Raw genomic sequence first — 25,154 nt, 5'->3', positions numbered from 1 at the left:
AGAATTGCCTCTGCCCGGGCGTAATAGCCGGACCGAAGGCCTCGGGGGTTGATGATGAAAGCGACGATCGAACGCGCCACGCTCTTGAAGGGGCTCAGCCACGTCCAATCCGTGGTCGAGCGGCGCAATACGATCCCGATCCTGTCCAACGTGCTGCTCGAGGCCAATGCGTCGGGCACGCTCCGCCTGATGGCGACCGATCTCGACCTGCAGATCGACGAGACGATCGCCGCCGCGGTCGACCAGCCCGGCGCCACCACCATCTCCGCGCACACCCTGTTCGACATCGTCCGCAAGCTGCCCGAAGGATCGCAGGTCGAGCTGAGCGCCGCCGAGGGCCGCATCGTCATCACCGCGGGCCGCGCCCGCTTCACCCTCTCGACGCTGCCGCGCGACGATTTCCCGGTGATCGCCGAGGGCGAGCTGCCGACCGTGTTCGAGCTGCCCGCCGAGACGCTCAAGCAGATCATCGACAAGACGCGCTTCGCGATCTCGACCGAAGAGACGCGCTATTATCTCAACGGCATCTTCCTGCATGTCGCTGACGAGGCCTCGCCGGTGCTCAAGGCCGCCGCGACCGACGGCCACCGCCTCGCACGCGTCACCGTCGCCCGCCCCGACGGCGCCGAATCGATGCCCGACGTGATCATCCCGCGGAAGTGCATCGCCGAGCTGCGCAAGCTGCTCGACGAGGTCGATGGCTCGGTCGGCGTCTCGCTCTCCAATTCGAAGATCCGCTTCGATCTCGGCCAGGCGATCCTCACCTCGAAGCTGATCGACGGCACCTTCCCCGATTATTCGCGCGTCATCCCCACGGGCAACGACAAGATCCTCAAGATCGACCCCAAGAGCTTCATGGAGGGTGTCGACCGCGTCTCGACGATCGCGACCGAGAAGACCCGTGCGGTCAAGATGGCGCTCGACCGCGACAAGGTGACGCTCTCGGTCACGAGCCCGGAAAACGGCGCCGCCGCCGAAGAGGTCCCGGGCGACTACGCCGCCCAGCCCTTCGAAATCGGCTTCAACAGCCGCTATCTGATGGACATTCTCGGGCAGATCGAAGGCGACACGTGCGAGGTCCACCTCGCCGACGCCGCCGCACCGACGCTGATCCGCGAGAATGACAAATCGCCCGCGCTTTACGTGCTGATGCCGATGCGGGTGTGAGGGTGAGGGGCTTCGTCGCCCTGAGCCTTGCCATGTTCGGCACTGCGGTTCCCGCGCAATCGGCACCTGTGCCGGCGCAGTCGGTCAAGGCCGCGCGGTGCAGCATCTGGATGCGCAATGCGATCCAATATGACGGCCCCTGCCAGTTCGAGGCGGAGCGCGGCGGTTCATTCAGCCTCTCCTTTCCCTACGCTTCGGGCGATCTCTCCGGCCTTGGGATCGGGGAGATCTTCGTCCTGATCACCGCGCGCGGCGTGGCGGTGGTCAGCGATTCCGGGCCGGACGGGCACGTGAGCAACTGGGGCCCGGCGCGTCGATCGCGGCGCGACCGCGCCTGTTGGGAGGGCCGGGACTTCCGCGTCTGCGCCTACTGATGGCCCGCCTGATCGCCCTGGCAGCCGCAACCCTCGGCATCGCGGAGCTTTGTCCAGCGGCTGCCCAGAAGACCGCGCCCGCGCAGGCCGCTCCGCTCCCCGTGGCGCGCTGCGAACTCGGCAACAGCAATGGCGAGACCTATAAGGGCCCCTGCATCTTCACGCTCGGCGCCAGGGGCAGCTTCTCGGTCGCGCGGCCGGGCAATGCGCGGATCATCGACGACGATGTGCTGGTGCTGGTCACGATCGTCCGCCCCGGCGTCGCCGACGTCACCTCGCGGACCCGCACCGGCACGACGCTGAACTGGGGCCGGGCCAGGCGCGCCACCACCAGCACGGCCTGCTGGCGCGGCACCGACTTCTGGATCTGCGTCTACGCCTGATCGAGCCCTCAACCCAGCTCTCAACCGGTCGTTCAACAGATTGGCGTAGGCAGACGGCACCGATCCGTATTTTTGGGGTTGATCCCGAGCGGAGTCGCTGTTACTTACATCGATGTCAATAATGCGGACCGAGTTCATGGCCACCCAACCCGCCCCGACCTTCAATCCCGGGATCCCGATGAAGCGGGAGTGGGGCATTGCGTTTTCGGCGCTGCGCAAGCTGCTCGCGAACGGCGACGATACGCACCAGGTCTTCCGCATCATGCGCGCGCTCAACGGCGACGTGACCCAGCGCAGCTATCGCAAGCTGCTGACCATGCCCGATGGCGGGCGGCTGGCCTATGAGCATGTCGAGCTGGCCGAGCGGCTGACCAACCGCAACTGGATCGACAGTTTCGAGCCCGGCAGCGTCGGTGCCGCCTATCGCGGCTTTCTCGATTCGACCGGCTATTCGGCGGACGGGCTTGCCGAGATCAGCATGGCCGAGGGCGCCTTTCAGGGCGCCGACGTCGCGCATCCCTATGCCTGGATGGGCCGGCGCGAGCGCGACATCCACGACATCTGGCACGTGCTCACCGGCTACAAGGCCGACGAGCATCTGGGCGAGGCCTGCCTCGTCGCCTTCTCCTTCGCACAGACCGGCGGCTATGGCTGGGCGTTCATCGGCCTCGGCGCGGCGCTCAAGAGCCTGCGCGTCACCGGCGAGACGCTGTTCCTGCGCGCGGTGATCGAGGGCTATCGCCTCGGCAAGCGCGCCGCCTGGCTCCACGGCGAGGATTATGAGGTGCTGCTCACCGAACCGCTCGATGCCGCGCGCAAGCGGCTCGGGCTCGGCGAGCCGGTGCTTTACCGCAAGGCGCAGGCGCGGCTCGCGGCGCAGGGGCTCAAGGGCATCTGAGCCTCAGTTCACCGTGATCGTCGGCGGCGGATTCGACTCGTTGCCTTTCCGGAGCGCGTCGAAGAATTGCTCCGCGGAGATTTCCGGTCCGGGCAGCACGAAGCGCGCCGGATCGATTTCGGCGGTGCTCACCGAAGCGAGTTCGATGAGGAAGCGGTCGCGGTCCGTCTCCGGGGGCCGGAGCCGAAGCGGGGTGCCCTTGGCGAACAAGGCGCGGATCAGATCGGCGACATTGGCATCGGCCTTGAGCAACGGCACCAGCCCGTCCACGCCCATCCCGGCGAGATGGCGGAACACGTCGCCGATCGGGGTCAGCACGGGGTCGGCGCTCATCAGCAATTCGATCGGCGGCTCGCCCTCGGGCCCGAAGCGCCAAGCCGTGCCCGAATAGCCCGCGACGCGATCGGTCGGCCCGGCCTCAAGCTTGAAGGCCTGCCCTTCAGGCGGAGGCGGCACCTTGCCGAAGAAGACGGCGAGCACCGCGTCGAGCCGCGTCACGCTCACCTTGTCCGTGGAATCGGTCAGGACGACATAGTCGATCCCGTCGTGGCGCAGGATCAGGATCGGCGTCTTTCCACTGACCTGGAACCGCCAGTCGCCGCCGTCATCGGCCTCGATGGTGAGCATCGACGAGCCGATGCCGTAGCGTGCGGTCACGTCCGCCAGCGCGGGTGCGGGGAGCAGGGCCGCCGCCAGCGGCAGCAGGAAGCGGAGCGCCCTCATGGCAGCGGCGGCATCCCGGCGCCGCTTTGCGCGGGGCTGACCGCCGCGAGGAACTCCATCGGCTCGAGCACGGTTCCCGGCAGCTCGAAGCGCTCGGCGCCGATTTCGGCATTGCTGACCGAATCGAGCGCAAGGATCGGCCCGACGCGCAGCGGCGTTCCCTTGGCGGTCAGCTCGCCCAGCAACCTCCCCAGATTGCCGGTATCGCCCACCACCAGTCGGAATATCGGGTTCATCACGTCGATCAGATGGTGGAACACCGTGCCGACCGGCGCCAGCGCGGGGTCGGCGCTGATCACGACATCGATCGGGTCGCCGGGGCCCTTGCCCGGTGCCGAGGGCTTCTGCGCGAGCGTCCACACCATGCCCGAATAGCCCGCGACGCTCTCCTCGCCGCCCGCGCTGAGCTCGAAGAGCTGCGGTTTCACCGACACGTCGATACCCCCGCTCTTCATTTGCCCCGAAATCAGCTCAAGCACATCGGCCAGCTTCGCGATGCTGAAGCCGCCGGTGGCGTTGGCCACCAGCACATAATCGACGCCGTCGCGGCGGATGACCGCGAACTTGTCGCCGATGCTGAAGCGGGCATTGCCGCCGTCAGCGACCTCGATCACCAGCGGGTCCTTGGGCCCGGCGACATAGTGTGCCGTGACATCGGCAAGCGCCGGGACGGGCAGCAGCGCCAGCAGCGCGGCGAACAACAGCTTAAGACGCATCGCGAATCCTCCGGCCCCCCAAAGCATCCTGGGCGCGATCATCGGCGAAGCGGTGGCCGTGGACAAGGGGCTGCGCTAGAGCCGCGATATGGCCCTTAACCGCCTCGTGCTGACCGACTTCCGCAACCATCACGACGCGGTGCTGACCCCGGGCACCGGCTTCGTCGTGCTGACCGGCGAGAATGGCGCGGGCAAGACCAATATCCTCGAAGCCGTGTCGCTGCTCGCCCCCGGCCGGGGCCTGCGCCGCGCCGCGCTGGGCGAGATGGCGCGGCAGGGCGGCAGTGGCGGGTTCGGCGTGGCGGCCGCGCTGGTTGACGCGCTTGGGGGCGTCGATATCGGCACCGGCACCCAGGCGGACGCCCCCGAACGCCGCCTCGTCCGGATCAACGGCGCCCCCGCCGCCGCGACCGCGCTCGCCGAATGGCTGACGGTGCTGTGGCTCACCCCGGCGATGGACCGGCTCTTCGTCGAGGGGCCGGGCGAACGGCGCCGCTTCCTCGACCGGCTCGCGCTCGCGCTCGCGCCCGGCCACGCCCATCATTCGGCGCGCTACGAAGCGGCGATGCGCCAGCGCAACCGGATCCTTGCGGACGCCAACAGCAATGGGGGCGTGCCCGATGCCGGCTGGCTCGCGGCGCTCGAAGCGCGGATGGCCGAGCATGGCGCCGCGATCGAGACGGCGCGGCGCACCACCGTCGCGGCGCTCGGCGAAAGGCTGGCGGCGCAGGCGGAAGGCCCGTTCGCGCGCGCCGGGCTCGCGCTCGAAGGCTGGGAGGGCGATGCCGGGACGCTCCAGCGCGAACTCGCCGACGGCCGCCGGCGCGACGCCGCGGCGGGCCGCACTCTCGCGGGCCCGCACCGCGCCGACCTGATCGTCACGCACCTGGGCAAGGGTCAGGCAGCGCATCTCTGCTCGACCGGCGAGCAGAAGGCGCTGCTGCTCGGCCTCGTCCTCGGCCATGCCGAGCTGGTCGCCGAGCGCACCGGCCGCGCACCGATCCTGCTGCTCGACGAGGTCGCCGCGCATCTCGACCCCAGCCGCCGCGCCGCCCTGTTCGAGCGGCTCGCGGGTGGGGGGCAGGTGTGGATGACGGGAACCGAACCCGAACTGTTCACGGCGGTGTCCGCCGACGCTACGCGCTACGGCGTGGCGGACGGCAGGATCGGCTGACGTCTCACTGCAGGCGTGAAGTGTCGTCACGCTCGCGCCGCGCACGCGCCACAATGCGCGGATAGCCCTGCCGGAGAGGGAGGGCGCGCATGCTGACCGTTCTGCTGTTGCTGGCCCAGGACCTGACCGGACCGCCCGGCGACGAGCCCGCCGCGCCGCGCACCACGCTCACCCGCCGGCGCGCGGCCCAGTGCCGCCCCGATGCCGATGCCGATATCCTCGTGTGCGGCAGCGGCCTCGAATCGCAGCGGGTCGAAGCGCTTCCCGAATGGCCGAGCGAGCCCGTCTTCCGCCCTGCGGCACGGCGGCTCTCGCCCAATAAATCGGTGAGCGTGCATGCCGAGGAGGGCAGCAATCCCTTCTCCGACGGCCCCCGCGCGATGATCAGCTTCAAGTTGGATTTCTAGGGACCGCTCGCCTGCTGCTACAGCCTGATTTCGACACCTTCCGGAATATTCATCACATAGCCGTGATAGGTCGCTCCGCACGACATTGATCCGTGAAAATCACCATCATCGCCCTTTTGCGCCGAAACCGAGCACCGGATTTCGCCGTAAATCGATGACGAATGATGGCCGAAATCGAAGGTCAGGCGCCCACTCTGAAGGCGGCCGCCCGTCCCGGTCAGCGATCCGGTTCCGCGCGAAAATAGGGTGCTGAAGTCCCCGCTCTCCTGATCGCAATCATACATGACGACCAGCAGCGATTCGGTGATGCCTTCGAATGCGCCTGAGACGTTTCCGGGGCGTTCGAACCGAACGGCGATCTGGCGGGCTGGGCAGCCTTTCGAACGATCCGCTATGCGCTCAGGGAGCTGGCGGGCCGGTTCGCTCTCGGGCGTTGGCGAGGGTTGCGCTTCGGGTTGGGGCTGGGGGGTCGAAGGCTGAGCCGCCGGTATAGGTATCGACTTAGGAGTTTGGGAGGCTAGCGGCGTCGGCGACGGCCATGGTTCCTGCTCTCGCGTCAGAGCTGGGGGCTCGTCCTTTCCGGTATCGGAAACTGTGGCCTCGCCTCCCGCCTTCAACGCATAATAGGCAATTCCTGCACTTAAGAGGCCCGCTCCTGCGCCCACGATGCCTGCCACGCTATTCGTGGTACCCAGCCATCGCTCAGCGATTCTGATCCATGGCCGACGACGGCGCGACTTTGGCTCTTCTGTCATGCATCTTACCCCGACCGCGAGCTTAGGCGAGCGTCACTGAGGCGCGCAAGCACTACGGCACCGGCGAAACAGCCGGCTGGCCGCTGCCCCGAAGCCCCCATTTTGCTTCCGTTTCGTGACTTCGCTCCCTATATGCTGGGCATGGCAAGTGACGATACGACTCCCGAAAACACCCCCAACACGAATGCTTACGGTGCCGACAGCATCAAGGTCCTGAAAGGCCTCGACGCGGTCCGCAAACGGCCGGGCATGTATATCGGCGACACCGACGATGGTTCGGGCCTCCACCATATGGTGTTCGAGGTCTCGGACAATGCGATCGACGAGGCGCTTGCCGGGCATTGCGACCGCATCGTCATCCAGCTCAACCCGGACGGCTCGGTCTCGGTCGAGGATAATGGCCGCGGCATCCCCACGGGCATCCATGCTGAGGAAGGCGTCTCCGCCGCCGAGGTGATCATGACCCAGCTCCATGCGGGCGGGAAGTTCGAGAACACGTCGGACGACAATGCCTACAAGGTTTCGGGGGGGCTGCACGGCGTCGGCGTCTCGGTGGTCAACGCGCTGTCGGAGTGGCTCGATCTCAACATCTGGCGCGACGGCGAAGAGCATTACATGCGCTTCGCCTATGGCGACGCGGTCGCCCCGCTCAAGGTGATCGGCCCCGCGCCCGAGGGCAAGAAGGGCACCAAGGTCACCTTCCTCGCCAGCCCCGCGACCTTCAAGATCACCGAGTACGACTTCGAGAAGCTCGAGCACCGCTATCGCGAGCTGGCCTTCCTCAACTCGGGCGTCCGCCTGTTCCTGCGCGACGCGCGGCATGCCGATATCAAGGAAGTCGAGCTCTATTACGAGGGCGGCATCGCCGCGTTCGTGAAGTATCTCGACCGCAACAAGCAGGCGCTGATGCCCGATCCGGTGGCGATCGCGGGGACGCGCGACGACGTCACCATCGACGTCGCGCTCGAGTGGAACGACAGCTACTACGAAAACGTCCTCTGCTTCACCAACAACATCCCCCAGCGCGACGGCGGCACCCACCTGGCGGCGTTCCGCGCCGCGCTGACCCGCACCATCAATAACTATGCCGACAAGTCGGGCGCGCTGAAGAAGGAGAAGGTCAGCCTCACCGGCGACGATATGCGCGAGGGGCTGACCGCGATCGTCTCGGTCAAGCTGCCCGATCCCAAGTTCAGCAGCCAGACCAAGGACAAGCTCGTCTCGTCCGAGGTGCGCCAGCCGCTCGAATCGCTGATGGCGGACAAGCTGGCCGAATGGCTCGAGGAAAATCCGGCGGTCGCGCGCCAGATCATCCAGAAGGTGATCGACGCCGCCGCCGCGCGCGAGGCCGCCAAGAAGGCGCGCGAGCTGACCCGTCGCAAGGGCGTGATGGATATCGCCTCGCTCCCCGGCAAGCTCGCCGACTGCCAGGAGCGCGATCCCGCCAAGTCCGAATTGTTCCTGGTCGAGGGCGATTCGGCCGGCGGCTCGGCCAAGCAGGGCCGCGACCGGCATTTCCAGGCGATCCTCCCCTTGCGCGGCAAAATCCTCAACGTCGAGCGCGCGCGCTTCGACCGGATGCTGGGCAGCCGCGAGATCGGCACGCTGATCCAGGCGATGGGCACCGGCATCGGCCGCGACGACTTCAACCTAGAGAAACTGCGCTACCACAAGATCGTGATCATGACCGACGCCGATGTCGACGGCGCGCATATCCGCACCTTGCTGCTCACCTTCTTCTACCGCCAGATGCCCGAGATCATCGATGCCGGGCACCTCTTCATCGCCCAGCCGCCGCTCTACAAGGCCACCAAGGGGCGCTCGGAGGTCTATCTCAAGGACGATGCCGCGCTCGACCAGTATCTGGTCGATGCCGGGGTCGCGGGCACGATCCTCGAAACCTCGGCCGGCCAGCGGATGGGCGACGATCTGCGCGACCTGGTCGAACATGCCCGCCGGATGCGCACCCTCGCCCGCTATGTTCCGCGCCGCTACGATCCGATGATCATCGAGGCGCTGGCGCTTGGGTTGGGTCTCGATCCCAACGCCTCGCGCGAGCAGCGCGCGGCGTCGCTCACCACGGTAGTGACCCGCCTCGACGCCGCCGACGCCGACGCGCGCTGGTCCGCCCGCGTGACCGAGGATGGCGGCTATCATTTCGAGCGGCTGTGGCGCGGCGTCACCGACCACCATATCGTCGAGGCCGCGTTCCTCGTCTCGGCCGAGGCGCGCAAGCTCCACGCGCTCGCCGCCGAACAGGCCGAGGCCTACCTCACCCCGTCCAAGCTGGTCTCGTCCAGGGGCTCGGCCGCGGCGGAGGTCGATGCGGCCGAAGCCCAGGCCGCTGAGGACAATGACGAGCCCGTGGTCGCCGGCAAGGGCGAAAGCCTCGTCTCGCGCCCCAGCCAGCTGCTCGAAGCGATCCTGGCGGCGGGCCGCAAGGGCCTCGCGATCCAGCGCTACAAGGGTCTCGGCGAGATGAATGCCGAGCAGCTCTGGGAAACCACGCTCGATCCGCAGAACCGCTCGATGCTCGTGGTCCAGGTCGACCAGGCCGATGTCGCCGACGAGATCTTCACCCAGCTGATGGGCGACGTCGTCGAGCCGCGCCGCGAGTTCATCCAGGAGAATGCGCTCAGCGTGGCGAATCTGGACGTGTGACGAATCGGGAGGGAATGATGCGGGCATTGATCGTGGCGGCGCTGCTGGCCGCCGGGCTTCCGGCGATCACGGCGCACGCGCAAACCGCGCCGGCGGCGCTGGCCGATCCCGAACCGATCGCGAACCACATCTTCGAACCGCTGAAGCAGGGCAATGTCGAAGACGCGGTCAAGGCGATTGTGGATGCGTCCCCATCCACCTCCCCCGATCTGGCGGCGCGGCTGGACGGCATCCGGCGGCAGATCCAGGCGATGATCACCGAGTCCGGACCAGTGGTGCGCTGGGAGCGGGTCAAGACCGAGAGCCTGGGAACGATGGTTCGCCGCGATACCTATATCGTCCTGCACAAGAACACCGTGATGCGCTGGCGCTTCATCTATATGAAGCTCGATCGCGGCTGGATGATCGGCGGCTTCGCCTTTGAGTCCGAAGCCGGGACCTGGTTCGACTGACCGTCCACTCGTTACGCCCTCGACTCCCCCGCCCGCCCTCATGCATGATGGCATGACGTCACGGGGGTGATTCCATGCTGAGATCGAAGCGCGTGCGGGCTCTGGGATTGACCCTCGGCGCAGCCCTGCTCGCCACCGCGGGCGCCGCCCAGCGCCAGCCGCTCGATTCGGGCGGGGTGATGCAGGCGGTCGAGAAGCTCCAGCCCGGCCAATATATCTGGGTGCCCGAAATCGCGCCCCAGGGCCCGATGCTGGTGATCGTCAACATCGCCACCCAGCGGCTCGTCGCCTATCGCAACGGCGTCCCGATCGGCGTCTCGACGGTCTCCACCGGCCGCCCCGGCCACCGCACCCCACAGGGCGTCTTCACCGTACTGCAAAAGGCGGTGCACCACCGTTCGAGCAAATATTCGAACGCGCCGATGCCCTATATGCAGCGGCTGACCTGGTCGGGCATCGCGATGCATGGCGGCAATCTGCCCGGCTATCCCGCCTCGCATGGCTGCATCCGCCTGCCGCACGATTTCGCGCCCCTGCTGTTCGGCGAGACCGATCTCGGCATGACCGTGATCGTCCTCAACCAGCCCGCGCAGCTCCGGCTCGCCCCGACCCCGCAGACGGTGAATGCGGGCTACCGGCCCGGCTCCCAGGCGCCGACGATGTGGCGTCCGGAACTCTCGCCCACGGGGCCGGTCTCGATCGTGGTCAGCGCCGCGGACCGGCGGATGATCGTGCTGCGCAACGGGGTCGAGATCGGCTCGGCGCCGGTCCAGTTCGACGGCGTGGTCGATCGCGTCCAGGCCTATGTGCTGCAGGGCGTGGTCGGCGGCGAGTATCGCTGGCGCAAGGTGCCGCTCCCGGGCCAGCCCGCCATGGCGGAGGTGCCGGATGCCGACGGGGGCAACCGTTTCCAGCAGCGGGGCGACCTGTTCCAGCAGGCGCTCGCCACCGTGATCGGCCCGGGGACGACCCTGGTCGTCATCCCCGATTCGCTCGGCGCCTTCTCCGCCCCGCGCGAGCAGCTCGCGGTGCTCGAGCCCGAAGCCGAGGTCCCGGGCTGGATGGGCGATGCGAGCGTGACCTCGGGGCGCTGAATTTGATCCGGCAAGGCTGAACCACCTGCGTCATCCCGGCGAAAGCCGGGACCCAGGGCCACGGGCGCCATCCTGCTTGGCTCTGGGTCCCGGCTTTCGCCGGGATGACGATTCAGGGGAGGCGGATCGGGCTCTGAATTCCACCCTTTCGCCGGGAACAGAATTCCTTGTCCGGGAATCCTGTCTCCGATGGTTGACCCCGACTTTATTGCAGTGCAGCAACAACCCATGGCTGCCGCGCCCCCGATCGCGAACAATCCCGACATCCGCTTCCTCGGGCGGCTGCTCGGCGACGTGATCCGCGGCTATGGCGGCGAGGGCCTGTACAAGCGGATCGAATATATCCGCGCCACCTCGGTCGACCGCCATCGCGGCGTCGCCGGCGCCGACGCGACCGACCCCGGACTCGAACGCCTCACCCTCGACGAGACGCTCGATTTCACCCGCGGCTTCATGCTCTTTTCGATGCTCGCAAACCTCGCCGAGGACCGCCAGGGCGTCGCCGCCGAGCCGCATGCCGATGTCACCTCCGCGCTCGAGCGGCTCGAGGCCGAAGGGATCGGGCACGATGCGGTGACGGCGCTGCTCGATCATGCGCTCATCGTCCCCGTCCTCACCGCGCACCCGACCGAAGTCCGCCGCAAGTCGATGATCGACCACAAGAACCGCATCGCCGAGCTGATGGCGCTGCGCGACATGGGTCTTCAGGAAACCCCCGACGGCGACCGCATCGAGGAGGCGATCCTCCGCCAGATCGCCCTGCTGTGGCAGACGCGCGTGCTGCGGCGCGACAAGCTCGGCGTCGCCGACGAGGTCGAGACCGCGCTCTCCTATCTGCGCGACGTGTTCCTCCCCGTCATCCCCGCGCTGCACGCCCGCTGGGACCGGGCGCTCGGGGCGCGGAGCCCCAGCTTCCTGCGCGCGGGGTCCTGGATCGGCGGCGACCGCGACGGCAATCCCTTCGTCGACGCCCAGTCGATGCGCCTCGCGCTCGCCCGCGCCTCGGAAACGGTGCTCGTCCATTATCTCCAGCAGGTCCATGCGCTCGGCGCCGAGCTGTCGATCTCGACCGAGCACAGCGATGTCGATCCCGCGGTGCTGGCGCTCGCCGAGGCCAGCCACGACACCGCCGTCAGCCGCCAGGACGAGCCCTATCGCCGCGCGCTTTCGGGCATCTATGCGCGCCTCTCCGCCACGCATCTCAAGCTCACCGGCAAGGCGCCGCCGCGCCCCGCGCCGATCGCCGCACCGCCCTACGAGACCCCCGCCGAACTCCGCGAGGAACTCGCCGCCATCGCCCGCGCGCTGGGCAGCCAGGGCCCGCTCTCCAGCGGCGGCGCGCTCGGGCGGCTGATCCGCGCGGTCGAGAGCTTCGGCTTCCATCTCGCCACGCTCGACATGCGCCAGAACAGCGCGGTCCATGAGCGCGTCGTCGCCGAGCTGCTGTCCGCGGCAGGCGTCACCGAAAATTATCTCAAGCTCTCCGAAGGCGAGCGCGTCGCCCTGCTCCGCCGCGAGCTCGAAAGCCCCCGCCCGCTCACCAGCCCCTATGCGGCCTATAGCGACGAAACCGCCTCCGAACTCGCCATCGTCCGCGAGGCCGCCGCTTCCCACGCCAAATATGGCCGCGGCTGCATCGCCCATTACATCGTCTCGATGGCGCAATCGGTGTCGGACCTGCTCGAGGTCCATATCCTGCTCAAGGAAGCCGGCCTCTATATCCCCGGCGAGCGGCCCCAGGCGCACATCATGGCGATCCCGCTGTTCGAGACGATCGGCGATCTCGAATCGGCACCGGGCATCATGGAAGCATGGCTCGCCCTTCCCGAGGTTTCGGCGATCGCCAAGGCGCGCGGGCATCAGGAAGTGATGATCGGCTATTCGGACTCGAACAAGGATGGCGGCTATCTCACCTCGACCTGGCAATTGAGCCGCGGATCGACCGCGCTCGCGCCGGTGTTCGAAAAGGCGGGCGTTGCGATGCAGCTCTTCCATGGCCGCGGCGGCGCGGTCGGGCGCGGCGGCGGGTCGAGCTTCTCGGCGATCCTCGCCCAGCCGCCGGGCACCGTCCAGGGCCGCATCCGCATCACCGAACAGGGCGAGGTGATCGCCGCCAAATATGGCACGCGCGAAAGCGCGATGACCAATCTCGAGGCGATGGCCTCGGCCACGCTCCTCGCCAGCCTCGAACCCCCCAGGGTCGCGCATGCGGATGCCGAGCGCTTCGCCGCGGCGATGGACCAGCTCTCGGACACCGCCTTCAAGGCCTATCGCGGCCTGGTCTACGAGACCGAGGGCTTCCGCAGCTTCTTCCGCCAGGCCACCCCGATCGCCGAGATCGCCGGGCTCAAGATCGGCTCGCGCCCGGCGAGCCGCAAGAAATCGGACGCGATCGAGGATCTGCGCGCGATCCCCTGGGTGTTCAGCTGGGCGCAGGCGCGGATCATGCTGCCCGGCTGGTACGGCGTCGGCGCCGCGCTCGAAGGCTTCGGGGACAAGGGACTCTTGCGCGAAATGGCCGAGGGCTGGCCGCTCTTCGCCTCGGCGCTCGCGAACATGGAGATGGTGCTCGCCAAGTCCGACATGGGCGTCGCCGCTTGCTATGCCGCCTTGGTCGAGGACGCCGAACTCCGCGACGCGATCTTTGGCCGTGTCCGGAGCGGCTGGCAAAGCACCCATGACGGCCTGCTCCAGATCACCCGCCAGACGCGGCTGCTCGAAAAGCACCCCGCGCTGGAGGCCTCGGTCCGCCTCCGGCTCCCCTATATCGAGCCGCTCAACCTGCTCCAGATCGAACTGATCAAGCGCCACCGCGCGGGCGAGGCCGATCCCCGCATCGGCGAGGGCATCCTCCTCTCGATCAACGCGATCGCGACGGCGCTGAGGAACAGCGGCTAGGCCTTGAAATGTTGGATTTCGCCTGCTTGGCTCGCCCGGCCGACCTCACCATCGGCCGCTCTTTGACCCTGTCGATCCTCCGGAACCGCGCGCCGGAAAGAATGCGCGATAGTGTGAAGCCTGTGTCAACTTTCACATACTGGGACGGCGCCGGCGCGAAAAACGGCGTCTTGGCCTAACCTTCGCCTAACCTTCCGCGCCGCGCTCGAGGAAAATCTCGACCAATTCCCCCGGCACCCGCGCGATCCGGCCGCTGGCGCGGTCGATGATCGCCCAGGTCGTCCTGGCCTCGACGCGCACCTTGCCGTCGCTCCCCACGAACCGGACATTGCGGTTGAACCGCGCCCCGCGCGGCGGCTCGTCGACCCAGGTCTCGCCCGTAACCGTCTCGCCAACGGACACATTGCCGCGATAGTCGATCTCGTGCCGCGTCACGACCCAGATATAGGCGTCGCGATACGCCTCGGGCGCCATCGCCGCCCAGTGCGCGACCGCGATGTCCTGGATCCACGCGACCCAGACCGCATTGTTGACATGGCCGAGGATGTCGATGTCCTCGGCGCTCGCGGTTTTCTGCAGGGTGAAGCGCGCCATGGCGCTCCTGTCGCAGTCAGCGGATCGCGGTGCAAGGGAGCGGCGGCTGGCCCGGCGCGGCGAAGCTCATATCGTCGCCCTTGCCGCGCAGTTCATAGCGGCCCCCGGCGTAGGAGATGCCCGAAGCGGCGCGCTGCTGGGTGAGCACCGCGAGCCGGCGCCCCCCGCGCGACACGGTGACCGTACCATGGTCGGGATCGAAGGCCGCGACGAGCCGCGATCCGTCGATGCAGCGATAGCGCGCGGTCGAGCGGTTATCGGCGGTCGGCGAGGGCGAGGGCGAGGGCGCGGTCCCGGCGGGTCGCGGCTTGATGTCGGCGCTGCTGATCCGCCAGCTTTTCTGCTCGAGGGTCGCGCCATCGGCGACGGTCCGATGCAGCGTCACCGTCCCCAGCATGTAGAAGGCCCGGTTGCCCGCCTTCAGCCGGCCATAGACCTGGACCGGCACGGTGACATAGCGCTGCCCGGCGCCCGCATCGATCTCGCCCGGCGCGCCGATATTGGCGTGATACTCGGAATATCTGTCGAAGCTCGCGGCGAACGCGGCGGCGCTCATCCCCGAAGCCTCGCCATTCTGCCCCCAGAGCAGCCATGCCTTGCGGAAGTCGCCCTGCTCCAGATGCGCGTAATAGGTCTGGACGACCTGCGCCGCGCCCTGCGCGCTCTCCGCGGTGAACGGCGCCTCGCTGACCGGCGCCGCGTCGTCGGCGAGCCCGCCGGGGGTGCCGGGCGCGGGCGGGTTGAGCGGCTCCATCGGCTGGTAGCTGTCGGCGGCATTGGCGGTCTCGTTCGCCGCATTCGCCGCGTCACCGGCCGATTGGGGGGAGCAGGCGGCGAGCGAAAGGCAGGCAATCAACAGGGGAAGGCGCATCCGGATCCTCGGGTTGGGGCGAAGCCCGAACGCGGGAGCCGGACGCGCCGTTCCGCCCCTAGAACTTCATCTGCTCATTGTTGACGAAGCCAAGCTGGGTGACCCCGTTCGCCTTGACGACCGCCAGCACCTGATCGAACCGCTCATAGCGTGTCTCGGGATCGGTCTGCACCTGGAGATCGGCCTTTTCCTGCACCGTGGCGGTCAGCAGCGCGGGGAGCTCGCTGTCCCTCACGCGCCGCCCGTCCCAATAGAGCGCGCCCGCGCGATCGATCATCAGCTTGTGCGGCAGCCCGGCAGTAGGCTCGGTGCCGGTCGGCATGTCGACCTTCACCGCATGGGTCTGCATCGGAATGGTGATGATCAGCATCACCAGCAGCACCAGCATCACATCGATGAACGGGGTGACGTTCATGGTGGAAAAGAGCTGGGGTTCGCGGAGGGGCACGGCACGCTTCATGGCATCGCTCCTTCTTGATGATGTTGTAACATATCACGCGAAGCGGCAATGGGAAGAGGCTTTGTTCCCCGGCGAAGGCCGGGACCCAGTTGGGGAGGCTGCGAGGTTGGGAGTCGAAGGGTGAGGGCGCCGACACTGGGCCCCGGCCTTCGCCGGGGAACTAGGGCGTATCGACATTCAATTCATCCTCCCCCGCCAGGGGGGGTGGCACGCGTAGCGTGACGGAGGGGGAGGACGGGGGTCACATCTGTCTCGTGTCCTCCCCCTCCGACGCCTTCGGCGCCACCTCCCCCTGGCGGGGGAGGATCAACCTCGCTCTCTGAATGTCGATACACCCTAGCAGGCTTCGTATTTCCAGTTCCGCCGCTTGCCCTCGCGGATCCAGCTCACCGCCTCCGCGACGCGCTTGGCCTTGGTCTCGCGCCGCTTGGCCTCGGCGATCCATTCGCAATATTCACGGCGGCAGCCTGGCGGGAAGCCGTTGAACACCGCGGCCGCGGCGTCGTCGTCCGCCAGCGCCTCGGCGAGTTCGGGCGGCACCTCGGCTTCAGGCTTGGGGGCCTTCTTCTCGCGCTTGGGCGTGGCGCCGGTTTCGATCAGCGTCATCGCGGCGCGGACATGCTTCGCCAGCTCCTCGGCGGGCGGCAGCGCATCGACCGAGGTGATCCGGCCATATTGCCCCATCGCCTCGCCTTCCTGTCCGGTCGCCAGCTCATGGCGATACCAGACCCCGAAGGTCGCATGCGCCTTGAACGCGGCCATATTGGCGAGCGGCCGGCCGCGATAGAGGAAGGCGGGCATGCTCCACTTGATCGCCTCCTCCGCTTCGGGGCAGGCGGCATGGACCTGCGCGCGCAGCGTGGCGAGGATCGGCCGGGCGAAATCGGCCTGTTTTTCGATATAGGCATCGACGCGGGGATCGGTGAGCATGGCGGCTCCGGCAGCGAAGCCCCCTGTCTCCTACCGCGCGGCCACCGCCGTCAAGGTTCCAGCGCGTCCTCGTCGGCGTCGTCGAGTTCGTCCTCATCCTCATCGTCGAACCCGGCCTGGACCTCGTCCTCGCCGCTCGCCTCGGCGGTCAGCTCGGCCTCGTCATCCTCCTCGCCCAGCTCCTCGTCGAGCATGGTGAGTTCGTCGCCTTCCTCATCATCGCCCAGGTCCGGCACCATGTCCGTCAGGATAGTGCCGTCGCTCGGCCCGTCGCGCGTCGCCTCGAGGATCTCGGCGCGCTGGCTCTCGTCATAGCCGTCTTCGTCGTAGCCGTCGTCGCCGGGGCGCTGGTCGCCGACCTGATAACCGCCCATCCTCACCTCCTGCCAATTGCCATGAGGATCGAACGGCGGCGCGATGGAGTCGTTCCGAGTCGATGCGACGAACCGCTCGGCTCTGGCCGCTCAACTGGGCCGGAACAGCCGCCCGCGCTCGGTGATCGCGACGATGGCGAGCGAGATCAGCCCCATCGCCACGAAGCCGGTATAGAGCGGCACGGTCGAGCCGTCGAAGCTCTGCCCGATCGCCGCCCCGATCAGCGCGCCGCCCAGCGTGCCGACAAAGCCCTGCAGGCTCGATGCGGTCCCCGCGATCGCCCCCATCCGCTCCATCGCCATCGCCGAGAAATTGGCGCCGACCAGCCCGAAACAGCCCATCATCAGCGCCTGCAGCAAGGCGAAAGTCCACAGATTCTCGTGCCCGCTCCACGCGATCAGCAGATGCAGCGCCGCAATCGCCGTCAGCAGCGTCAGGGCGCTGTGCGAGATCAGCCGCATCCCGAAACGCATCACGAAGCGCGAATTGAGGAACGAGCCGATCGCCATCATTCCCGCTACACAGGCGAACAGCAGCGTCAGCAGATCGAGCTCATGAAAGACGTCGTCCATGATCTGCGGCACCGATCCGATGAACCCGAACAGCGCGCCGCTGACCGCGGTCGATCCCAACGTGTAGCCCACCGAGTTGCGGTCGCTGAGCACCAGCCGGTAATCGCCGAGGATACGGCGGATATTGAGCGGCTGGCGCGCTTGGCTCGCCAGCGTTTCGGGCATGCGCAGCGAAAACCAGCCGAGCACCATCAGCCCCGCCGCGGCGATGCCCCAGAAGATCAGCCGCCACGATCCGACCTTCAGGATCGCCCAGCCGAACGCCGGCGCGATCACCGGCGCGGCCATGAACACGATCATCGCCAGGCTCATCACCTGCGCCATCGCCCGGCCCGAGAAACAGTCGCGCACCAGCGCCACGGTGACCACGCGCGCGCCCGCCGCGCTCGATCCCATCGCCGCACGCGCGATCAGCAACAGTGCGAAGCTGCCCGAAAGCGCGGCGAGCACGCTCGTCAGTGCATAGGCGAGCAAGGCGACGATCAGCACCGGGCGCCGCCCGAAGCGATCCGACAAGGGGCCGTAGATGAGCTGCGCGAACGCAAAGCCGACCAGGAAGGCCGTGATCACATATTGGCGGTCATTGTCGCGCACGACGTTGAGCGACTCGCCGATCGCGGGCAGCGCCGGCAGCATCGAATCGATCCCGAACGCGGTCAGCGCCATCATGCTCGCCGCCAGCGCCACGAACTCGGCAAAGGCGAGCGGGGCGCGGTCGGCGGCACGGGTCGTCAGCGATGGGGTCGGCTGGTCCATGGCGAGCCCCATGGCCGATCCCTCGCCCCGCGTCACCCCTTTCGCCCCCGCTTGACGCAGATCAAGGTCAGGCGTAGTGTATTGCCTAACTCATACACTTCTCGGACAAAGACCATGGTTCGCCACGCCTTGCTCCTCGCCCCCCTTGCGCTCGCCGCCTGCGCTCCGGAAGGCAATTCGACCATTATCCTCAACGGCGAGGACGGCAATGTCAGCATCGTCACCGATGCCGAGGGGCACACCACGGTCGCTGCGCCAGGCGTGAATGCCTCGATCAGCCTGCCCAAGATCGATATCGATGCCGCCGATTTCGACGTGAACGGAGTCAAGCTCTACCCCGGCTCCACGGTGAAGGACTTCAAGCTCGACGCCAGCGAGGGCTTCGCCGCCAAGGGCAAGGGCCATTTGAGCATCGCGTTCGATGCCCCCGCCTCGCTCGACAAGGTCCAGGCCTGGTTCCGCGACAATATGGCCAAGCGCAACTTCAAGGTCTCGGCGCAGGGCAATGGCTTCGCCGGCACCACCGACGAGGGCGATCCGGTCACGCTCGAACTGACGCCCGACGGGCCCGACAAGACCAAGGGGCGGATGACCATAGGGGCGTAAGGCAATACGGAATCTCCGCTCCTTGTCCGGGGGGCACCGGCGGGTCTATTCTGAGGGATAACGACTCTTTCCGGAGCCCCCATGTCCGATACCCTTCTTGCCCAAGTCCCGCTGATCTCGATGAAGGATCAGGCGTCCGACCCCGAGGGCTTTGCCCAGGAGCTTGGCCGCTCCTTCCAGCGCTTCGGCTTCGCGATGGTCAGCGATCACGGCGTGCCACAGGACGTGGTGGACCGCGCCTGGGCGGCGACCAAGGCTTTCTTCGCGCTGCCCGAGGAAGAGAAGCGCCGCTATTTCGTCGAGGGCGGCGGCGGCGCCCGGGGCCTGACCCCGTTCAAGACCGAGATCGCCAAGGGTGCGACGCATGTTGACCTCAAGGAATTCTGGCATGTCGGCCGCGAGCTGCCCAAGGGGCACCGCTTCGAGGAATTGATGGCGCCCAACATCTGGCCCGACCGGCCCGAGGGCTTCCGCGATACCTTCCTGAACCTGTTCAAGGCGCTCGACGATGCCGGCGACCGGCTGCTTTCGGCGATCGCGCGCTATCTGGGCCTGGCGCCCGACTGGTTCGATCATGCGGTCAAGGACGGCAATTCGGTCCTCCGCCTGCTCCACTATCCCCCCGTCCCCGCCGACGCGCCCGAGGTCCGCGCGGGCGCGCATGAGGACATCAACCTGATCACCCTGCTGCTCGGCGCCGAGGAGGCCGGGCTTCAGCTGCTCGACCGCACCGGCGAGTGGCTGCCGGTCAGCCCGCCCGAGGGCGCGATGGTCGTCAATGTCGGCGACATGCTCCAGCGGCTGACCAACCATGTCCTGCCCTCGACCACGCACCGCGTCGTCAATCCGCCGCCCGAGCGCCGCGGCCATGCGCGCTATTCGATGCCCTTCTTCCTGCATCCGGCGCCCGATTTCCTGATCAAGGCGCTGCCGCAATGCGTTACGCCCGAGAATCCCGAGCGCGAGCCCCCGATCACCGCGCACGACTATCTGGCCGAGCGGCTGGCCGAGATCGGGCTGACGAAGAAGTAGCGCGACGGCGCACCCAAGAATTCCTCCGTCACCCTGAACTTGTTTCAGGGTCCACCGTGCCGCTAGAGCGGAAGGTGCGGCGCCTGCCGCGCCATGGATGCTGGAACAAGTTCAGCATGACGGACCTTGGGGGCTCGCCTACGTGACCGAACCGCTTCGCATCGCACTCGCCGGCCTCGGCACCGTTGGCGCGGGGGTGATCCGGCTGATCGACGCGAACGGCGCGCTGATCGCGCGGCGCGCGGGGCGGCCGATCGAGGTAGTCGCGGTCTCGGCGCGCGACCGGTCCAAGGACCGCGGCGTCGATATCGGCCGCTTCGCCTGGATCGATGACACGATCGAGCTGGTCGAGCATCCGGGCGTCGACGTGATCGTCGAGCTGGTCGGCGGCGCCGACGGCCCGGCGCTGGCGCTCGCCCGCACCGCGCTCAAGGCGGGCAAGAGCCTGGTCACCGCGAACAAGGCGATGATGGCCTATCACGGGCTCGAACTCGCGCGGCTCGCCGAAGCCGCCGACATCGCGCTCAAGTTCGAGGCGGCGGTCGCGGGCGGGGTGCCGGTGATCAAGGGGCTGCGCGAGGGCGCGGCGGCGAACGAGATCGCGCGCGTCTATGGCATCCTCAACGGCACCTGCAATTTCATCCTCTCGAAGATGGAGGCCGAGGGCCGCGACTTCGCCGATATCCTCGCCGAAGCGCAGCGGCTGGGCTTTGCCGAGGCCGATCCGAGCTTCGACATCGACGGCGTCGATGCCGCGCACAAGCTCTCGATCCTGGCGAGCATCGCCTTCGGCACCGAGCCCGCGTTCGGCGATGTCGCGATCACCGGCATCCGCCATATCCTCGCCGCCGACATCGCCGAGGCGGCGGCGCTCGGCTTCAAGGTCCGCCTGCTCGGCATCGCCGATGCGGGGCCCGCCGGCCTCTTCCAGCGCGTCCATCCGCACCTCGTGCCCGTAAGCCATCCGCTGGCGCACGTCACCGGATCGACCAACGCGGTGGTCGCCGAGGGCAATTTCGTCGGCCGTCTCTTTTTCGAGGGCGCGGGCGCGGGCGACGGGCCGACGGCGAGCGCGGTGGTTGCCGACCTGATCGACATCGCCCGCGGCGAATTCGGCCCGCCCTATGCGATGCCCGCCGACTCGCTCGGCCACCCCGCCCCGGCGGACAGCGGCGCGCGGATCGGCCGCGCCTATGTGCGCTTCACGGTCGAGGACAAGGTCGGCGTTCTCGCCGAGATCGCCGCGGCGATGCGCGATGCGGGCGTCTCGATCGAGAGCCTGATGCAGCGCGGCGTCAGCCCCGACGGCCGGGTGCTGGTCGCGATCGTCACGCACGAAGGACCCGAACGCTGCGTCGCCCTGGCGCTCGATAAGCTGCGAGGCTCGCCCAGCCTCGCCGGCGAGCCGATGTGGATGCATATCCTCAGCGGCTGATCGCCCAGCGGCGCGGAAGTTCAATAAAGTTAGGGTCCGGGCTCAATTGGCGCACGAGGCTGGGTCGTCCCAGCATGTGAAAGTTGACACTAACTTTACACTGATCGCGCATGTTTTGCGCTGGGCAGTCCCCGGGGAAAAGGCCTGGTTCGCCGGGTACGGATCGACAGGGTCAAAGAGCGGCCGGATCGACCGGCCGCGCGAGCCAAGCAGACGAAATCCTACATTGCAAGCCGGGCGGCGCCCGCGCCTAGTGCGCCAGTTCGCGCTTGACCATGATCTGGCCGTCGAACCCGATCGTGGTCGAGATCCCCACCGCGCCGCAGCCGCTCAGGAACGCGGCTTCCCCGCAGGGCGCCTTGCCGAAATCCTGGGTCAGATAGCTGGTCCGCGTCGGCACCGAATCGCGTGACCGCCCCGCGCTGACGAACGGCACGCGATATCTGTCCGCCTCACGCGCGCCGCAGACGACGATCGTGTCCTCATCGCCGCTGGGCCGCTCGCACCGCACATCGGCGCGGGTCAGCTTGCGGTAATTGGTCATCGACGCATCGACGGCGTCGCCGTCCTGCGCCACCAGCGCCATGATCGAAAGCAGCAACATCCCTCAGCTCCTCCCGCCCCCGCAGGCGATGTGCCGCAAGGATGTGGCGGAATTGCGAAATCAGTCGAGATCGGTGCGCAGAATTCGGTGCGGCTTGCTCGCGCAGACCGCTGCGCCGGTCGTCCCGCAGGGCTGCCAGTTGCCGCGCAGCGCCTGGTTCTTCGGATCCTCGCCGCGGTGCGCGACCTCCACCCGCAGCCGGTAGCGCCGCCCCGCTTCGCACGCGCCGTCCGCGCAATCCTGCGCCACGCGGTCGAGGATGCGCGGGAAGGCGGGCTCGGCTGCCGGATCGGACTCGGCCGGAACGGTCTGGAGCAGCAGCATGAAGAAGAGCATGGCCGGCCCTTTGTTTTCAGCCCCCCGCATCTGTTCCTGTCAACGCTGGCCGACGCCGATGGTTGCCCGTTGCGTCCGCCTCCCCTATCGCGCCCGCAAACCTCCCAGGGGCTCCCGATTCCATGACCACCGCCAGCCAGCATCTCGATCGCGTCCTCGTGCTCGAGATGGTCCGCGTCACCGAAGCCGCCGCCATCGCCGCCTCCACGCTCACCGGCCGCGGCGACGAAAAGGCCGCCGACCATGCCGCGGTCGAGGCGATGCGCGACGCGCTCAACAAGCTCTATCTCGACGGCACCGTCGTGATCGGCGAAGGCGAGCGCGACGAGGCGCCGATGCTCTTCATCGGCGAGAAGGTGGGCGCGGCGATCGGCAAGGGGCCGAAGATCGACATCGCGCTCGATCCGCTCGAAGGCACCACCATCTGCGCCAAGGCGGGGCCCAATGCGCTCGCGGTGCTCGCGGTGGCGGAGGAAGGCGGGCTGCTCAATGCCCCCGACGTCTATATGGACAAGATCGCGGTCGGCCCGGGCTATCCCGAGGGCGTGATCGATCTCGCCAAATCGCCGACCGAGAACATCAAGGCGGTGGCCAAGGCCAAAGGTGTCGAGCCGAACGAGATCATCGCCTGCGTGCTCGACCGGCCCCGCCACGAGGCGCTGATCGCCGAGCTGCGCGCGCTGGGCTGCGGCGTGATGCTGATCGGCGACGGGGATGTCGCGGGCGTGATCGCCACCACCGATCCCGACACGACGATCGACATCTATATGGGATCGGGCGGCGCACCGGAGGGCGTGCTCGCCTGCGCGGCGCTGCGCTGTGTCGGCGGGCAGTTCAAGGGCCGACTGATCTTCCGCAACGACGACGAGCGTGCCCGCGCGCGCAAATGGGGGATCGAGGATCTCGACAAGATCTACGACCTGACCGAGCTCGCCAAGGGCGACTGCATCTTCGCCGCGACGGGCGTGACCGACGGCTCGCTGCTCGAGGGCGTCAAGCGCTTCGCGACCAAGATGACCACCGAAAGCGTGGTGATGCGGGCGAGTTCGGGCACGGTGCGCTGGGTCAAGGGCGAGCATCGGCTCGACTGAGCAGAGGTAACGTTCCCAAATCATTCCTCCCTCGCCGCGCAGACAGCGGGGGAGGTGGCAGCGCGAAGCGCTGACGGAGGGGGCACACACCTATCGAGAGGGTGAACCCCCTCTCCCGCAGGTGCCCTGCGAGGTAGGAACGCATCAGACGACCGGCACCACCAGCCCGCGCGAGATCGCAACCGGCAGCCATGCCGCAAGGCCGGCATCGCCGTGCGGCAGCGGCGAGGCTGCTGCGGCATCCTCCGCCAGGCTGGCCAGCCAGTCATATTGCCGCGCTTCGATCGCATGGCATTCGACCCGATACTGCGTCCGCGCGACCGCCAGCCATGAGGGCCGCGCGAGCGGCAGCGGCGGGTTCTCGCGATCGGCGAGCGTCGCGCTGAAATCGAACGGCAGCGCGAGCAGGCGGACGCTGTCGGGCCGCCAGTAGCGGCGCCCGTCGAGCCCGAACATCGCCGCGATCAGCGGATCGGCATGGGCGTCCGATGGCGGGAGCGGCTCGCCTTCGATGCCCTTGGCGCGGAACACTTCGGAGCGGGCGCGCTCGACCCGGGCGAGCGCCGCGGGAATCGCGGCGGGCGCATCGGCTTCGCCGGGCGGGCGGGCGCCATCGAGATAGCCGGCGAACCCGGCGCCGAATTCATAGAGCGTGTAGCTGCGCGACGGATGCGCGGCGATATAGCCGTGCGCGAACAGATCGAACGCCGTCTCCCCCGCCAGCGCCGCGAGTACCGGGAATTCGCCGCGCAGGCATTCGAGCAGCCGCTGGCGATAGCTCGACGCATAGATATGGATCCGGTCCTCGGCGGTCAGCCGATTGTCGCCGAGCACATGCGCGCGCGCGCCGGCGCCGGACGCGCCGAGGATCGATGCCTGCATCCAATCCTGCAGCGCGGCGAGGCCGGCCATCACGCGGCCGCGCGCTCGGAGGTCAGGCAGTCGCGCACCGCCCGCGCCCGGTCGAGCTCGAACAGCAGATCGGCGAAGGGCGGGATGTTCGCGTCCCATTCGAGCAGGGTCGCGACCGGCCCGCACCGGTCCCAGGCGCGCGCATAGAGCGGCCACACCGCATCGGGCACCGGCGCATCATGCGTGTCGATCAGGTGCGTGCCGCAGTCGCTCGGGCCCGCGAGGTGCATCTGGACGATATGCTCGGCGGGCAGTCCGTCGATATAGGCGTTGGCATCGAGCCCGTGGTTGAAGCAGCTGACATGGACATTGTTGACGTCGAGCAGCAGCCCGCACCCGGTCCGCTCCGCCAGCCGGCCGAGAAACTCCCATTCCGGAATCTGGCTCGCGCTGAACTGGAGATAGGTGCTGGGATTTTCGAGGATCAGCGGGCGGCCGAGAAAATCCTGCACCCGGCCAACCCGGTCCGCGACATGATCGAGGCTCTCCGGGGTGAGCGGCATCGGCAGCAGATCATGGCTGTTCACCCCGCCGATCCCGGTCCAGCAGAGATGATCCGACACCCAGAGCGGCTGGAAGCGCGCGGCGAGATCGCGGACCTTGGCGAGATAGTCCATGTCGAGCGGGGCGCTGCTGCCGATCGAGAGCGACACGCCATGAAACACGACCGGCACATGGGCGGCGACATGCTCGAGCACGCGGATCGCATAGCCCTGATTGTCGAGACAATTCTCGGTGATCACCTCGAACCAGTCGACGCCCCATTCGGCCGGGGGCGTCGCCATCAGATGCGGATAATGCTCCTCGCGCAGCCCGACCCCGTCGCCGGGATCGGGCAGGCCGAGACGTGGCAGAGCAGCGCCGGGAGCCACGCTCAT

27 protein-coding genes are annotated in these 25,154 nt (G+C 67.9%); 14 read left to right on the top strand and 13 right to left on the bottom strand.

Annotated elements, in window-relative coordinates; translation table 11 throughout:
* Positions 1 to 54: 54 nt before the first annotated feature.
* The 4 genes from dnaN (at position 55) to OF829_RS07765 (ending at position 2,822) form a co-directional block, all read left to right on the top strand.
* Complete coding sequence (gene dnaN, locus OF829_RS07780; protein ID WP_264939414.1) at positions 55 to 1,167, top strand: DNA polymerase III subunit beta; 1,113 nt, start codon at positions 55 to 57, stop codon at positions 1,165 to 1,167.
* Positions 1,164 to 1,541, top strand: a complete 378-nt coding sequence (locus tag OF829_RS07775; RefSeq protein WP_264939413.1) for a hypothetical protein — start codon at positions 1,164 to 1,166, stop codon at positions 1,539 to 1,541. Before dnaN ends, OF829_RS07775 begins: the two co-directional genes overlap by 4 nt.
* Positions 1,541 to 1,924, top strand: coding sequence for a hypothetical protein (locus OF829_RS07770; protein WP_264939412.1), 384 nt, complete (start codon positions 1,541 to 1,543; stop codon positions 1,922 to 1,924). Before OF829_RS07775 ends, OF829_RS07770 begins: the two co-directional genes overlap by 1 nt.
* A gap of 136 nt (positions 1,925 to 2,060) precedes the next feature.
* Positions 2,061 to 2,822, top strand: coding sequence for a Coq4 family protein (locus tag OF829_RS07765; protein ID WP_264939411.1), 762 nt, complete (start codon positions 2,061 to 2,063; stop codon positions 2,820 to 2,822).
* A gap of 3 nt (positions 2,823 to 2,825) precedes the next feature.
* Here OF829_RS07765 and OF829_RS07760 read toward each other — a convergent pair whose 3' ends face one another.
* Together OF829_RS07760 and OF829_RS07755 are read right to left on the bottom strand one after the other, a co-directional pair.
* Positions 2,826 to 3,545, bottom strand: a complete 720-nt coding sequence (locus tag OF829_RS07760) for a hypothetical protein (RefSeq protein WP_264939410.1) — start codon at positions 3,543 to 3,545, stop codon at positions 2,826 to 2,828.
* A complete protein-coding gene (locus tag OF829_RS07755; RefSeq protein WP_264939409.1) occupies positions 3,542 to 4,261 on the bottom strand; it encodes a hypothetical protein in 720 nt (239 codons plus the stop codon). Before OF829_RS07755 ends, OF829_RS07760 begins: the two co-directional genes overlap by 4 nt.
* Before the next feature lie 88 nt (positions 4,262 to 4,349).
* Here OF829_RS07755 and recF point away from each other — a divergent pair, with 88 nt between their 5' ends.
* Both recF and OF829_RS07745 read left to right on the top strand, forming a co-directional pair.
* Positions 4,350 to 5,435, top strand: coding sequence for a DNA replication/repair protein RecF (gene recF / locus OF829_RS07750; RefSeq protein WP_264939408.1), 1,086 nt, complete (start codon positions 4,350 to 4,352; stop codon positions 5,433 to 5,435).
* Between the two features lie 89 nt (positions 5,436 to 5,524).
* Positions 5,525 to 5,842 carry a hypothetical protein gene (locus tag OF829_RS07745; RefSeq protein ID WP_264939407.1) on the top strand — a complete coding sequence of 106 codons (318 nt, stop codon included), beginning with the start codon at positions 5,525 to 5,527 and terminating at the stop codon, positions 5,840 to 5,842.
* Positions 5,843 to 5,859: 17 nt separating this feature from the next.
* Here OF829_RS07745 and OF829_RS07740 read toward each other — a convergent pair whose 3' ends face one another.
* Positions 5,860 to 6,519, bottom strand: coding sequence for a hypothetical protein (locus tag OF829_RS07740; protein WP_264939406.1), 660 nt, complete (start codon positions 6,517 to 6,519; stop codon positions 5,860 to 5,862).
* Positions 6,520 to 6,729: 210 nt separating this feature from the next.
* Here OF829_RS07740 and gyrB point away from each other — a divergent pair, with 210 nt between their 5' ends.
* The 4 genes from gyrB (at position 6,730) to ppc (ending at position 13,702) form a co-directional block, all read left to right on the top strand.
* Positions 6,730 to 9,258: a DNA topoisomerase (ATP-hydrolyzing) subunit B gene (gene gyrB, locus OF829_RS07735; protein WP_264939405.1), complete on the top strand. Its 2,529-nt coding sequence runs from the start codon at positions 6,730 to 6,732 to the stop codon at positions 9,256 to 9,258.
* Between the two features lie 17 nt (positions 9,259 to 9,275).
* On the top strand, positions 9,276 to 9,710 hold the full coding sequence (locus tag OF829_RS07730; protein ID WP_264939404.1) for a hypothetical protein: 435 nt from the start codon (positions 9,276 to 9,278) through the stop codon (positions 9,708 to 9,710).
* Between the two features lie 107 nt (positions 9,711 to 9,817).
* Positions 9,818 to 10,804, top strand: a complete 987-nt coding sequence (locus OF829_RS07725) for a L,D-transpeptidase family protein (protein WP_264939403.1) — start codon at positions 9,818 to 9,820, stop codon at positions 10,802 to 10,804.
* 228 nt (positions 10,805 to 11,032) lie between these two features.
* Entirely contained in the window at positions 11,033 to 13,702 is a 2,670-nt protein-coding gene (gene ppc / locus OF829_RS07720) for a phosphoenolpyruvate carboxylase (protein ID WP_264939402.1), read from the top strand.
* A 186-nt stretch (positions 13,703 to 13,888) separates the two neighbouring features.
* On the opposite strand, the gene OF829_RS07715 is transcribed toward ppc, so the two are convergent.
* From OF829_RS07715 to OF829_RS07690, 6 genes are all read right to left on the bottom strand, one after another.
* Positions 13,889 to 14,296: an acyl-CoA thioesterase gene (locus OF829_RS07715; protein ID WP_264939401.1), complete on the bottom strand. Its 408-nt coding sequence runs from the start codon at positions 14,294 to 14,296 to the stop codon at positions 13,889 to 13,891.
* 16 nt (positions 14,297 to 14,312) lie between these two features.
* On the bottom strand, positions 14,313 to 15,167 hold the full coding sequence (locus OF829_RS07710; protein ID WP_264939400.1) for an MliC family protein: 855 nt from the start codon (positions 15,165 to 15,167) through the stop codon (positions 14,313 to 14,315).
* 58 nt (positions 15,168 to 15,225) lie between these two features.
* On the bottom strand, positions 15,226 to 15,627 hold the full coding sequence (locus OF829_RS07705) for an ExbD/TolR family protein (protein WP_264939399.1): 402 nt from the start codon (positions 15,625 to 15,627) through the stop codon (positions 15,226 to 15,228).
* Positions 15,628 to 15,963: 336 nt separating this feature from the next.
* Positions 15,964 to 16,557 (bottom strand): YdeI/OmpD-associated family protein, encoded by a 594-nt coding sequence (locus OF829_RS07700; protein ID WP_264939398.1) that lies wholly within the window; start codon positions 16,555 to 16,557, stop codon positions 15,964 to 15,966.
* Positions 16,558 to 16,607: 50 nt separating this feature from the next.
* The gene (locus OF829_RS07695) at positions 16,608 to 16,931 is read right to left on the bottom strand and encodes a DNA primase (protein WP_264939397.1); all 324 of its coding nucleotides are present in this window, start codon (positions 16,929 to 16,931) and stop codon (positions 16,608 to 16,610) included.
* Between the two features lie 90 nt (positions 16,932 to 17,021).
* Entirely contained in the window at positions 17,022 to 18,272 is a 1,251-nt protein-coding gene (locus OF829_RS07690; protein ID WP_264939396.1) for a multidrug effflux MFS transporter, read from the bottom strand.
* A gap of 102 nt (positions 18,273 to 18,374) precedes the next feature.
* Here OF829_RS07690 and OF829_RS07685 point away from each other — a divergent pair, with 102 nt between their 5' ends.
* From OF829_RS07685 to OF829_RS07675, 3 genes are all read left to right on the top strand, one after another.
* Positions 18,375 to 18,866 carry a hypothetical protein gene (locus OF829_RS07685; RefSeq protein ID WP_264939395.1) on the top strand — a complete coding sequence of 164 codons (492 nt, stop codon included), beginning with the start codon at positions 18,375 to 18,377 and terminating at the stop codon, positions 18,864 to 18,866.
* Between the two features lie 81 nt (positions 18,867 to 18,947).
* The gene (locus tag OF829_RS07680; protein WP_264939394.1) at positions 18,948 to 19,898 is read left to right on the top strand and encodes an isopenicillin N synthase family dioxygenase; all 951 of its coding nucleotides are present in this window, start codon (positions 18,948 to 18,950) and stop codon (positions 19,896 to 19,898) included.
* Between the two features lie 142 nt (positions 19,899 to 20,040).
* Positions 20,041 to 21,333, top strand: a complete 1,293-nt coding sequence (locus tag OF829_RS07675) for a homoserine dehydrogenase (RefSeq protein ID WP_264939393.1) — start codon at positions 20,041 to 20,043, stop codon at positions 21,331 to 21,333.
* 250 nt (positions 21,334 to 21,583) lie between these two features.
* On the opposite strand, the gene OF829_RS07670 is transcribed toward OF829_RS07675, so the two are convergent.
* Both OF829_RS07670 and OF829_RS07665 read right to left on the bottom strand, forming a co-directional pair.
* Positions 21,584 to 21,937 (bottom strand): hypothetical protein, encoded by a 354-nt coding sequence (locus OF829_RS07670; RefSeq protein WP_264939392.1) that lies wholly within the window; start codon positions 21,935 to 21,937, stop codon positions 21,584 to 21,586.
* A 60-nt stretch (positions 21,938 to 21,997) separates the two neighbouring features.
* On the bottom strand, positions 21,998 to 22,273 hold the full coding sequence (locus tag OF829_RS07665; RefSeq protein WP_264939391.1) for a hypothetical protein: 276 nt from the start codon (positions 22,271 to 22,273) through the stop codon (positions 21,998 to 22,000).
* A gap of 122 nt (positions 22,274 to 22,395) precedes the next feature.
* Between OF829_RS07665 and glpX the strand changes: the two genes are divergently transcribed.
* Entirely contained in the window at positions 22,396 to 23,364 is a 969-nt protein-coding gene (gene glpX / locus OF829_RS07660; protein WP_264939390.1) for a class II fructose-bisphosphatase, read from the top strand.
* Positions 23,365 to 23,508: 144 nt separating this feature from the next.
* On the opposite strand, the gene OF829_RS07655 is transcribed toward glpX, so the two are convergent.
* Entirely contained in the window at positions 23,509 to 24,276 is a 768-nt protein-coding gene (locus OF829_RS07655; RefSeq protein ID WP_264939389.1) for an HvfC/BufC N-terminal domain-containing protein, read from the bottom strand.
* Positions 24,276 to 25,154 (bottom strand): MNIO family bufferin maturase, encoded by an 879-nt coding sequence (gene bufB / locus OF829_RS07650; protein ID WP_264939388.1) that lies wholly within the window; start codon positions 25,152 to 25,154, stop codon positions 24,276 to 24,278. The genes OF829_RS07655 and bufB overlap by 1 nt, the downstream gene beginning before the upstream one ends.

Source organism: Sphingomonas caeni, assembly GCF_026013415.1.
Lineage (GTDB): Bacteria > Pseudomonadota > Alphaproteobacteria > Sphingomonadales > Sphingomonadaceae > Sphingomonas > Sphingomonas caeni.
Note: the sequence above shows the minus strand (reverse complement) of the source record. Positions and strands in the feature narration are given on the sequence as shown.

What these genes read in the sequence shown, in the direction of transcription:
- dnaN (WP_264939414.1), top strand. Translation starts at nt 55, where the DNA reads ATGAAAGCGACGATCGAACGCGCCACGCTCTTGAAGGGGCTCAGCCAC.
- OF829_RS07770 (WP_264939412.1), top strand. Translation starts at nt 1,541, where the DNA reads ATGGCCCGCCTGATCGCCCTGGCAGCCGCAACCCTCGGCATCGCGGAG.
- OF829_RS07765 (WP_264939411.1), top strand. Translation starts at nt 2,061, where the DNA reads ATGGCCACCCAACCCGCCCCGACCTTCAATCCCGGGATCCCGATGAAG.
- OF829_RS07760 (WP_264939410.1), bottom strand. Translation starts at nt 3,545, where the DNA reads ATGAGGGCGCTCCGCTTCCTGCTGCCGCTGGCGGCGGCCCTGCTCCCC.
- OF829_RS07755 (WP_264939409.1), bottom strand. Translation starts at nt 4,261, where the DNA reads ATGCGTCTTAAGCTGTTGTTCGCCGCGCTGCTGGCGCTGCTGCCCGTC.
- recF (WP_264939408.1), top strand. Translation starts at nt 4,350, where the DNA reads ATGGCCCTTAACCGCCTCGTGCTGACCGACTTCCGCAACCATCACGAC.
- OF829_RS07745 (WP_264939407.1), top strand. Translation starts at nt 5,525, where the DNA reads ATGCTGACCGTTCTGCTGTTGCTGGCCCAGGACCTGACCGGACCGCCC.
- gyrB (WP_264939405.1), top strand. Translation starts at nt 6,730, where the DNA reads ATGCTGGGCATGGCAAGTGACGATACGACTCCCGAAAACACCCCCAAC.
- OF829_RS07730 (WP_264939404.1), top strand. Translation starts at nt 9,276, where the DNA reads ATGCGGGCATTGATCGTGGCGGCGCTGCTGGCCGCCGGGCTTCCGGCG.
- ppc (WP_264939402.1), top strand. Translation starts at nt 11,033, where the DNA reads ATGGCTGCCGCGCCCCCGATCGCGAACAATCCCGACATCCGCTTCCTC.
- OF829_RS07715 (WP_264939401.1), bottom strand. Translation starts at nt 14,296, where the DNA reads ATGGCGCGCTTCACCCTGCAGAAAACCGCGAGCGCCGAGGACATCGAC.
- OF829_RS07710 (WP_264939400.1), bottom strand. Translation starts at nt 15,167, where the DNA reads ATGCGCCTTCCCCTGTTGATTGCCTGCCTTTCGCTCGCCGCCTGCTCC.
- OF829_RS07705 (WP_264939399.1), bottom strand. Translation starts at nt 15,627, where the DNA reads ATGAAGCGTGCCGTGCCCCTCCGCGAACCCCAGCTCTTTTCCACCATG.
- OF829_RS07700 (WP_264939398.1), bottom strand. Translation starts at nt 16,557, where the DNA reads ATGCTCACCGATCCCCGCGTCGATGCCTATATCGAAAAACAGGCCGAT.
- OF829_RS07695 (WP_264939397.1), bottom strand. Translation starts at nt 16,931, where the DNA reads ATGGGCGGTTATCAGGTCGGCGACCAGCGCCCCGGCGACGACGGCTAC.
- OF829_RS07690 (WP_264939396.1), bottom strand. Translation starts at nt 18,272, where the DNA reads ATGGGGCTCGCCATGGACCAGCCGACCCCATCGCTGACGACCCGTGCC.
- OF829_RS07685 (WP_264939395.1), top strand. Translation starts at nt 18,375, where the DNA reads ATGGTTCGCCACGCCTTGCTCCTCGCCCCCCTTGCGCTCGCCGCCTGC.
- OF829_RS07680 (WP_264939394.1), top strand. Translation starts at nt 18,948, where the DNA reads ATGTCCGATACCCTTCTTGCCCAAGTCCCGCTGATCTCGATGAAGGAT.
- OF829_RS07670 (WP_264939392.1), bottom strand. Translation starts at nt 21,937, where the DNA reads ATGTTGCTGCTTTCGATCATGGCGCTGGTGGCGCAGGACGGCGACGCC.
- OF829_RS07665 (WP_264939391.1), bottom strand. Translation starts at nt 22,273, where the DNA reads ATGCTCTTCTTCATGCTGCTGCTCCAGACCGTTCCGGCCGAGTCCGAT.
- glpX (WP_264939390.1), top strand. Translation starts at nt 22,396, where the DNA reads ATGACCACCGCCAGCCAGCATCTCGATCGCGTCCTCGTGCTCGAGATG.
- OF829_RS07655 (WP_264939389.1), bottom strand. Translation starts at nt 24,276, where the DNA reads ATGGCCGGCCTCGCCGCGCTGCAGGATTGGATGCAGGCATCGATCCTC.
- bufB (WP_264939388.1), bottom strand. Translation starts at nt 25,154, where the DNA reads ATGAGCGTGGCTCCCGGCGCTGCTCTGCCACGTCTCGGCCTGCCCGAT.